The sequence below is a fragment of the Microcoleus sp. N3A4 genome (assembly GCF_036701805.1).
Classification (GTDB): domain Bacteria; phylum Cyanobacteriota; class Cyanobacteriia; order Cyanobacteriales; family Microcoleaceae; genus Microcoleus.
Window position 1 is genome coordinate 42,654 of sequence record NZ_JAUBRJ010000059.1, and the last position, 8,881, is coordinate 51,534.

Annotated in this window: 9 protein-coding genes and 1 pseudogene; 5 read left to right on the top strand and 5 right to left on the bottom strand. The window is 45.8% G+C overall.

What is annotated here, in order from left to right:
- The first annotated feature begins 45 nt into the window (after positions 1-45).
- On the top strand, positions 46-804 hold the full coding sequence (locus QUA56_RS26985) for a Uma2 family endonuclease (RefSeq protein WP_333364122.1): 759 nt from the start codon (positions 46-48) through the stop codon (positions 802-804).
- A 172-nt stretch (positions 805-976) separates the two neighbouring features.
- Positions 977-1,618 carry a hypothetical protein gene (locus QUA56_RS26990; protein WP_333364125.1) on the top strand — a complete coding sequence of 214 codons (642 nt, stop codon included), beginning with the start codon at positions 977-979 and terminating at the stop codon, positions 1,616-1,618.
- Between the two features lie 252 nt (positions 1,619-1,870).
- On the opposite strand, the gene thiL is transcribed toward QUA56_RS26990, so the two are convergent.
- The 3 genes from thiL to QUA56_RS27005 form a co-directional block, all read right to left on the bottom strand.
- Positions 1,871-2,866, bottom strand: a complete 996-nt coding sequence (gene thiL, locus QUA56_RS26995) for a thiamine-phosphate kinase (protein WP_333364128.1) — start codon at positions 2,864-2,866, stop codon at positions 1,871-1,873.
- A gap of 425 nt (positions 2,867-3,291) precedes the next feature.
- Complete coding sequence (locus QUA56_RS27000) at positions 3,292-3,606, bottom strand: hypothetical protein (RefSeq protein ID WP_333364130.1); 315 nt, start codon at positions 3,604-3,606, stop codon at positions 3,292-3,294.
- A 220-nt stretch (positions 3,607-3,826) separates the two neighbouring features.
- The gene (locus QUA56_RS27005) at positions 3,827-4,951 is read right to left on the bottom strand and encodes a peptidylprolyl isomerase (protein WP_333364133.1); all 1,125 of its coding nucleotides are present in this window, start codon (positions 4,949-4,951) and stop codon (positions 3,827-3,829) included.
- 450 nt (positions 4,952-5,401) lie between these two features.
- On the opposite strand from QUA56_RS27005, the gene efp reads away from it, so the two are divergent.
- The 3 genes from efp to QUA56_RS27020 all read left to right on the top strand — a co-directional run bounded on the left by efp (position 5,402) and on the right by QUA56_RS27020 (position 7,134).
- Positions 5,402-5,959, top strand: coding sequence for an elongation factor P (gene efp / locus QUA56_RS27010; RefSeq protein ID WP_333364136.1), 558 nt, complete (start codon positions 5,402-5,404; stop codon positions 5,957-5,959).
- Positions 5,960-6,169: 210 nt separating this feature from the next.
- Entirely contained in the window at positions 6,170-6,715 is a 546-nt protein-coding gene (accB, locus tag QUA56_RS27015) for an acetyl-CoA carboxylase biotin carboxyl carrier protein (protein WP_333364138.1), read from the top strand.
- Between the two features lie 26 nt (positions 6,716-6,741).
- Positions 6,742-7,134 (top strand): ArsR/SmtB family transcription factor, encoded by a 393-nt coding sequence (locus tag QUA56_RS27020; RefSeq protein WP_015175216.1) that lies wholly within the window; start codon positions 6,742-6,744, stop codon positions 7,132-7,134.
- Positions 7,135-7,389: 255 nt separating this feature from the next.
- On the opposite strand, the gene QUA56_RS27025 is transcribed toward QUA56_RS27020, so the two are convergent.
- The gene (locus tag QUA56_RS27025) at positions 7,390-8,160 is read right to left on the bottom strand and encodes a GerMN domain-containing protein (protein ID WP_333364140.1); all 771 of its coding nucleotides are present in this window, start codon (positions 8,158-8,160) and stop codon (positions 7,390-7,392) included.
- A 442-nt stretch (positions 8,161-8,602) separates the two neighbouring features.
- Positions 8,603-8,881, bottom strand: a pseudogene (locus QUA56_RS27030) (photosystem II q(b) protein); the annotation flags it as partial.

Consider the following 8,881-nt stretch of genomic DNA (forward strand, 5'->3'; position numbering starts at 1 on the left):
CATTTACAATAAAATAAAATTACCATTGAATTTGGGGAAACAGCAATGGTTACACAACTGCAATCTCCCGACAAACAAAATATCATCTACCCCGACGATAACGGCGAACCAATGTCAGATAATACGGAGCAGTTTCGATTAATCGTTTGGATTAAAGAAAATTCTGAACTATTGTTTGCGAATGACCCGAATGTTTTTGTCGCCGGCGACTTACTTTGGTATCCCGTTGAAGGAAATAATAAACTTTGCCAAGCACCAGATGTGATGGTAGTTTTTGGTAGACCAAAAGGTTATCGTGGTTCCTATCAACAGTGGAATGAAGATAATATTTCGCCACAAGTCGTGTTTGAAATTTGGTCGCCCGGAAATCGGCCTGCTCCGATGATTAAAAAGTTCAAATTTTACGAACGTTATGGTGTGGAAGAATACTATTTGTACGACCCACAAACATTAGAATTAACAGGATGGCAACGTCAAGAGGAAGAATTAGAAGCGATCGAACAAATAGACGGTTGGATCAGCCCCAGACTGGGCGTGCGGTTCCAATTATCTGAAACGGGACTGGAAATGTTCGGCCCTGATGGAGAAGCGTTTATGAGTTTTGTGGAACTCGCTCAACTGCGACGACAGGCCCAAGCGCGGGCTATTGAAGCCGAGCAACTGCGACAACAAGCCGAGCAACAAGCTCAGCAAGCAGAGCAAAGAGCGACTGACACAGAAGCTTTATTGGAACAAGAACGATCGCGATCGCAAGCTTTAGAATCAAGACTCCGAGAAATGGGAATCGATCCAAATCAATTGTAATAGATGATTCGGCGATTGAAACCGCCGAGTCCATTCTTTCTACGCACAACCAAAGAAACCGGGTTTTTTCCAGAATCTTCGCCTGTAACCAAATATTCTCGCAAAAACCCGGTTTCTGGCCACCCACCAATCATGATAAAATAAATCCCGGTGTTATTCACAACTCCTCACAATGGAAGAAAACCGCGCTCAAGCCTATCTGCAATTAATTCACACCCTGCTGAATTCCCCCAACGGAGAGGAAGCGCAGATATTACAGGATAACTCAGAATTACTCGATCGCGAATTTATGGAAACTTGCGAGTTAGTAGCATCAACCTTAGCAGAACAAGGAGGGGAAAATGGCGCTAAATTCCTCCGACATCTAGCTAGTTACCTAGCGCCACTCATCGATATGAACGATGACGGAGATAGCAATAACTCTGAAAGTGAAAATTTCCAAGAGTATGCAAACTTTTTCCTAGAATTATTGCGAGCCGAACAAGATAGTAATAGCGATATTGCAGTAATTTACCCCATGCTCGAACAACGGCAACATCTCCTCAATGCCCGTTTTGCCGAGATTTTACAGGAAGTAGCCCAGAAGTTAATTGACGGCGAAAACTCAGAAACAATTAGCTCAATTATCAGCCTGATTGAAAATTTGAGTGTTCATATTAGTGACTTTCCCAGCGGTAATAGAGCTAACAATATTGAAATTGCCATTACAGGTTATCAAATAGTTTTAAATAATCGGGAACCAGGAAGCGAAAAATGGACGCAAACTCAAAATTATCTGGCTACTGCCTACAAGAACAGAGTCAATCGATTTTAGATTTTAGATTTTAGATTAAAGAATTGAAGCATTGACCTCACGGATAAATTCGGAGGCTTGTTTAACGGATAAATTCGGGGGCTCCTTTATCGGATACAGGTTTTTTATTTTTTCAGGGATGAATCCGGGTGCTTGTATTCTGGATGCTTTCGGTCAGCGGTTCGCTGGCCCAAAATCTGTAACGGGCAAAAACCAGGCGGTTGAAACCGCGCCTACACAAACCAAGTCCGCATATGCGGAGTAAGAGATAATTCAGAAGTGTTGAAATCCTCGATCGACCTTTAACCCCGCATCAGGATAAATCCCGCTGCTATCAGTCAACCAAATATCGGTGCTCTCCGTAGCTGTTCCCACAATCGCAGCACCATTACCAATTTTTTCGACTAATAATTTAGCATTTGCGATCGGCAAAAACAGCACTAACTCGAAGTCTTCCCCGCCGTATAATGCCCAATCTAAAGCTTTTTCGGTTGATACAATTTTGCTGAAAATATCGGGAATTGGTATTTTTGTCCAATAGACTTTTGCGCCAATACCGCTAGCCCGACAAATTTGAATAATCGCATCTGCTAAACCGTCGCTGCTGTCCATTCCGGCGATGGAAAACTCACCCGCAGAATCTAAAATTTCCCAAACCACCGGCAAAACGTCCAGCCTCGGTTTAGGGCGCTGGTGAGCGAGAATTAAAGAAGATCGATCGACTTCTGTAAGATTTTGCCCGAATTCTGGATTTAACAGCAATTCTAATCCCGCGCGGGAGGCCCCGTGAACACCCGTAGCCACAATCGCCCAGCCCGATCGCGCATTTGACCGACTAATGGTACGATCGCGCTCAACCTGTCCGAAAGCCGTAATCGCCACCGTCACCACGGGCGATCGCACAACATCGCCACCGACGATCGGCGTATCATATTCTTGCAAGCAAGCCGTCATCCCCCGATAAAACTCTTCAACCCACTCCACAGCCGTATCCGCCGCCACAGCGAGGGCTACAGTCACCGCCAGAGGCCTTGCTCCCATAGCTGCCAGATCCGACAAATTCGCGGCTGCGGCGCGCCATCCTGCGTAATAAGGCCCCGTAGTTCGATCGCTAAAATGCACTCCATCCACCAACATATCTGTAGTGATAGCGAGAGATTGGTTGGGAGTTGTAGGCATGACAGCGCAATCATCACCCACTATCTCTGCGGGGCAGAATTTTTGCAATATTCTTAAAAGACCTTGTTCGCCGATATCTTTAATCAGCATAATTTTGAATTAATTGCAGAGGGGAAAGAGAGTTTTTATTAATTTGATAATATTATATTTGATTTTATGTAATATCGTTTGCGGTTGTTTTTGAATGATTTAACCGCAGAGGCCACAGAGGGCACGGAGGAAGAGAAGAGAGAGATAATAATTCCGATTATAATTGATTTGATATAGCAATCCTCGCATCAGTCGCAAAATCGAGCGAGACCAGAATCCTTGCAGTGCGAGCCAGAAAGCTCGCGTATAATGCAAGCAAATCATTTAGGATTGCTATATAACTCAATCTAAATAAATAGAATATAGGATACCAGACTTGTTGAAAAAGTCGGGCATCCTATATTTACATTCTGATTCATTCGTCAGTTGTTATTTGTTGGTTCCCATTCCCAATAACTAATAACTAATAACTAATGACTTCCCAATTACCATTCCTTACCCGAATTCGGCGGCAAGCGCAACCTAGGAAACCTATAAAAAGTATCCCCTTCATCATCTACCTCTAAAATCGCCGAAAAAATCTTAACTTGCCGATTCAAATACTGCTGAGCAACTTCAGCCTCAACCCTAGCATTAGCGGCCAGTTGAATCAGCGAAACCTGACTGTTTTGAGTTTCCAACAACTGATAAAAAGCCTCATCTAACTGTCGCTTTTGCTTGCTTTCATTGATATTATTTACAATCAGCAAGCCTGCGAATCCGCCCAAACCAATTACCAATAAAAATTCTAAAATTGCCATATTCTCGATTAAATTTCCGCTCTCAATAACGAAACTATAAAAATTATCTATTCTTCCAGCCCTCGGAGGCGGGCTTTGTCTGTGCAAAAGTGATTTCAAAACGATTTAAATCGCCGTCACTCTAGATTTTTTTAGCCCGCAGAGGCGGGCTTTGTGTGTGCAGAAGCGATTTCAATCGCCTTCACTTTTGACAAGCAGCGATTTCAATCGCTGTCATTAATTAAACTTGAGGTTGCACCAAATTTTCGATTCCTTTAACTACTTTAGCAGATAGAATCTTGTCTCCCTGCTTCAGTTGCTCCAAAACTTCTTTTCCTTCAATCATGTAACCAAAAACAGCATATCTGCCGTCCAACAAATTCAGACCGGCGGGCGTCAGTTCAGGCTCAAACAAGAAAAAGAAAAACTGAGAAGAACCGCTATCTGGGTCAGTTTCAGTACGGGCCATTGCCACAGTACCGAAAGCAGAAAAAGGCAAAACAGGTTCGTCGCGATAACGCCCCGCATCTTCTAGAGTAATCCCGTAAATAGGTTCTTTTTCGTCCCTGACGAGCACTTCTAGCGGTATATTCCGGTATTTGCCAGTAGCTGGATCAATAAAACCGACTTCCTTGCCTTCGGGGTCTCCCGTTTGCAAAACGTAGGATTCTTCCGATCGAATAAACGGCAAACCGTCATAAAAACCTCGATCGACCAAATCCACAAAATTACCAGCAGTCACAGGCGCGCTGTAGCCGTCAACCACAAAAGTAATTTCCCCTTTTTCCGTTTGTACAACCACAGTAGCCCGCCCTTTCAATTGAGGCAGATTAGCATACTTTGCCGGCACTTCAAACGGAAACTTTGTCACCATCAACTCTTCGATTTCGCCTACCGAACCTAGGATTGTGGCTTTCAAGTCAATCACTTTGTCCCTGTCTTTAGCCTCAACAGCCTTTTCCAGTTGAGCAATTCCGTCCTTGACTCCTGCAACTAGCACCTCAGCTTCCGGCTTTTTGGCGTCGGAAATACTCTCTAAAAGGTCAGATTCCCGAAGGTTGAGAATCCTGGAAGCCTTGCTGACATCGCTGCTAATGGGGCCCCAACGTTTAGATCGTATGTGGTTGCCAATGTCTTCGAGACTGATTTGCAACTCTCGCACAGTCTGATTGTCAATAGGTAAAGCCAAGCGCAGCAGCGCCCGGCCGTCGGTAATCGCATTTCCTGCAGGCATACTGCTGCTGGGGCGTTTGGCATGGGAGACTGCGCTGAAACTCAGTCCGAGAGTGAACAGCAAGAGCGCTAAAGCGACGGTTTTGACCCAGCGCTTGCACGTATCGATCGAGAAATTAGGCCAATGCAACATAACTTTAACTTTTATTGCCTCTATTATCTTCCCACAGCGCTGCCCGCCCTCTAAGCTGCTACCCATCTAAAGTGTCTGTTCCTTCGCCCGGGGGAGTGGGGTTGACACAACAGCCAACAGCCAACAGTCAACAGTCAACAGTCAACTGACAACTGCCAACTGACAACTGCCATTAACATTTCCGTAAAGCACTTGCTCCCTTTGAACGGTAAAATAAAATGCCAATTGCTTTTTGATGCCGTCAGCTAGACTGCGGCTTTAACCTGACCCGCTCAAAAACGGATACAATCCCCAGACTCCTGTCGTGGAGAGATCAAAATTTTAGACCAAGGTTCAATCTCCCAAATTCATCTGTGGAGTAAATCTAAAATCTAAAATCTAAAATCTAAAATCGACTGACTGTAGTTCCCCCGTGCCGGCAAGGCGACGGGATTGCCCGCAAAAATTTATATGATCTCCAGTAACGACTTTCGACCAGGTGTTTCAATTGAATGGAATAACGGCGTGTGGCGGGTTATCGAATTCCTCCACGTCAAGCCCGGAAAAGGCTCGGCTTTCGTGCGGACAAAATTAAAAAACGTCCAAACCGGAAACGTAGTAGAACAAACCTTCCGGGCGGGCGAGACTATGCCTCAAGCCAACCTGGAAAAGAGCGCAATGCAGCATACCTATAAAGAGGGCGACCAGTTCGTCTTTATGGATATGGAAACCTACGAGGAAAGTCGCCTCAGTGCCAAGCAAATAGGCGATCGTGTCAAGTACCTCAATGAAGGGATGGAAGTCAACATCCTTCGCTGGAACGACCAAATCCTGGAAGTGGAACTGCCAAACTCTGTAGTCTTGGAAGTGATGCAAACCGATCCCGGAGTCAAAGGAGATACTGCCACCGGTGGCAGCAAACCCGCGATCGTCTCCACCGGAGCTCAGGTTATGGTGCCTCTATTTATTTCCATTGGAGAACGGATTCGGATTGATACTCGTGAAGACAAGTACCTCGGCCGAGAGTAGAAATAACGGAGGAAAAGGGAGTTTTTAGTTTTTGGTTCTGAGTTATAAGTTAAAGAAGTCAAAATTCAACACTCATCGCTCACAGCTTGAAAACTATCCCTTTTGCCTCCAAACTCGGTGAATTATCCTAGCTTCGCCGAATTTTTCAATTTTTCAATTTTTCAATTTTCAATTCTCAATTTTCAATTCTCAATTACCCTTGAATCTGCTGTGCAACTAGACTTAAACCAGCTTTGCGAACTGCTAACTGTTTTAGACAAAACTGGCATTTCGGAACTGACGTTAAAAAGTGGGGATCTTGAACTGACAGTACGCAAAGGCGTTCTGGCAAGTTCACCAGGAACCGCTGCTGCGCTCCCTGCTGCCGCGGCGACAGTCGCTCCGATCGCGTTGGGTGCTGTTGCTAGCCCCACCTTAGCGTCACCTCCTGCTGTTGACCAAAATGCAGGATCTGCTCTGGCTGAGGCCCCTGCCGCCGCCCCTGCTGCCTTACCAGCTTCTGTAGATCCGAAATGGGTGCCAATTATCTCGCCGATGGTAGGAACCTTTTATCGCGCTGCTGCCCCCGACGAGCCGCCTTTTGTGAATGTGGGCGATCGCATCAAGGTCAGCCAGACAGTCTGTATTATCGAAGCGATGAAGCTGATGAACGAGATCGATGCTGATGAAGTGTCCGGTCAAGTGATGGAAATTTTAGTTCAAAATGGCGAACCTGTCGAATACGGTCAAGTGTTGATGCGAATTAATCCGGATTGAAAGATTACTTTATTGTTATGGAATAAATGCTAATATTTCCCGATCACTTCTCTCCGGTGAGTTTGATGAAGTCATCCCAGCCTGTCCCGCAAGAGGTTGTGCAACAAGTTGCTGAGTATTTCAGTATTTTGAGCGAGCCAATGCGTTTACGAATTTTGAACTTGCTTCGCGACGGCGAAAAATGCGTGCAAGAGTTGGTGGAAGCTACTCAAACAAGTCAAGCCAATGTTTCTAAGCACCTAAAACTCATGCTCCAAGCTGGTATCCTCACTCGCCGGAGTGAAGGGACTTCAGCCTATTATAAGGTGCAAGACGAGTTAATTTTCGAGCTGTGTAATATGGTGTGCGATCGGCTTGCCACCCGGATAGAACAGCAAGCCCTCCACTTTCGGGCATTTAGCCTGACTACCAAGCACTGAAAATGAGTCATCAATCATTAGTCATTAGTCATTAGTTAGGAGTTATCAATTATCAATCTTTACTCCCTACTGGGAGCATTTCAAGGAGAGCAAAAAGCGTTTTTTAGGAGTGCGAGCATCCTGCAAAGTAAAGCCTTATCTAAGCGCGAGTAAGATGCTCGCACGGAGTGTGAAAGCCCTCATTGTGATGCTCCCATCCCTAATCTCTGCCTTCAGACTAATGACTAATCACTGATAACTAATCACTCATAATTCCTAAAGGGGAAAATTTTTGTCAAAACTTTGGCGGGTACTCGGCTGAGCCACCTCCAAACCTTCGCCGCCCAAAAGTTCTAAAGGCTTGCCTTCGACGGAAATCCAAACCGGGGTATTCGGTTTTAAACTCGTAGCCGTATAGATAACTTGCCCTAACCGGCCAGTCATCGAAGTGCTGCCTCCCCCCGAAGTAAATTCGGCCGACAAATCTACATAAACTCCGTCATTCTTGACACTCAAACTCCGGAGTTTTGTCCCCCTAGGAATTTCGCTAGAAACAGTTGCATCCTTCGGCCCGGTCAACAAACTGTTAAAAGCAGCTTGTAAAGTTGCATCAGGCTTGTCAGCTTGTTTGACAGCTACTTTCGTAGGAACTCCCTCAAATTTACCACTCGCATCTTTAACCCAGTAGACTTGCACTGTCTGGAAATCAGTCTGCTGCAAAGGCTTTGGCTGTGGCGACTTTGGCGCCAGAGCCTGCGGAGCCAGAGCCTGCGGCGTCTGAACCTGCGGCGTCTGAACCTGCGGCGTCTGAGCCTGCGGCGCTTGTACAGGATTTGGAGGGGGTACGGGGATAATTACAGCAGGGGATTCCGCAGGACTTGGGGACAGCACCGGAGGGTTAGTCTGAGCGGAAGACTGCGTGTCTGGGGGGGTTGGCGAACGGTTCGCAGTCCACCAGGCAATGCCCCCTCCCGCCACTAAAGCCAACCCGCAAACACCGGCAATGACGGCTGTGGAGACGCGGCGTACTTCTTGTCCATCTTTCATAATACAAATTCTCCTTACAGATAGAGCGCTTGGGACGGTGAGGAGCGACTCCCGATCAGCTACATTTGTCTATGGTTAGATTCTGGAATTGACACAATTGCATTGCTGCTAGCGAACACTTTATAGCAAGCCCAACATATTCTGAATCCGACTATTGGAATCCTAGACCATAATATGAGATTTAGTGTGGGAGTATGTCACAGTCTCTCGATCGGCATAGTGGCTATATTCTATAGTAATCATAAAAAATTTAAGGATCAAGGAAGAAAGAAGAAGGAAAAAGGAAGAAGGAAGGCAACGGATGGAGGTAACGGGGGTAACGGATTTAACGGATTTAACGGATAGAGGGAAGAAGGCAGAATAAAGTCTAAAAAAATATTTTTTCCCAAACAAAAAGCGCCCCTATTTCTAGGAGCGCTTTTTGTTTATCTCAAGTTAAAAATTAACCGTTGATGGAAGGAGCAACCATTGCTACGGGAGTTGTCTCACCAGCAGCCAAATCGAGAGGGAAGTTGTGAGCGTTGCGCTCGTGCATCACTTCCATACCCAAGTTAGCGCGGTTGATGACATCAGCCCAAGTATTGATGACACGACCTTGAGAGTCGATAATCGATTGGTTGAAGTTGAAACCGTTCAAGTTGAACGCCATCGTGGAGATACCCAAAGCGGTAAACCAGATGCCGACTACTGGCCATGCACCTAACAAGAAGTGCAAGGAACG

Bases quoted from the DNA above. Each gene is read 5' to 3' on its own strand.
- QUA56_RS26985 (WP_333364122.1), top strand. From the start codon at position 46: ATGGTTACACAACTGCAATCTCCCGACAAACAAAATATCATCTACCCC.
- QUA56_RS26990 (WP_333364125.1), top strand. From the start codon at position 977: ATGGAAGAAAACCGCGCTCAAGCCTATCTGCAATTAATTCACACCCTG.
- thiL (WP_333364128.1), bottom strand. From the start codon at position 2,866: ATGCTGATTAAAGATATCGGCGAACAAGGTCTTTTAAGAATATTGCAA.
- QUA56_RS27000 (WP_333364130.1), bottom strand. From the start codon at position 3,606: ATGGCAATTTTAGAATTTTTATTGGTAATTGGTTTGGGCGGATTCGCA.
- QUA56_RS27005 (WP_333364133.1), bottom strand. From the start codon at position 4,951: ATGTTGCATTGGCCTAATTTCTCGATCGATACGTGCAAGCGCTGGGTC.
- efp (WP_333364136.1), top strand. From the start codon at position 5,402: ATGATCTCCAGTAACGACTTTCGACCAGGTGTTTCAATTGAATGGAAT.
- QUA56_RS27020 (WP_015175216.1), top strand. From the start codon at position 6,742: ATGCTAATATTTCCCGATCACTTCTCTCCGGTGAGTTTGATGAAGTCA.
- QUA56_RS27025 (WP_333364140.1), bottom strand. From the start codon at position 8,160: ATGAAAGATGGACAAGAAGTACGCCGCGTCTCCACAGCCGTCATTGCC.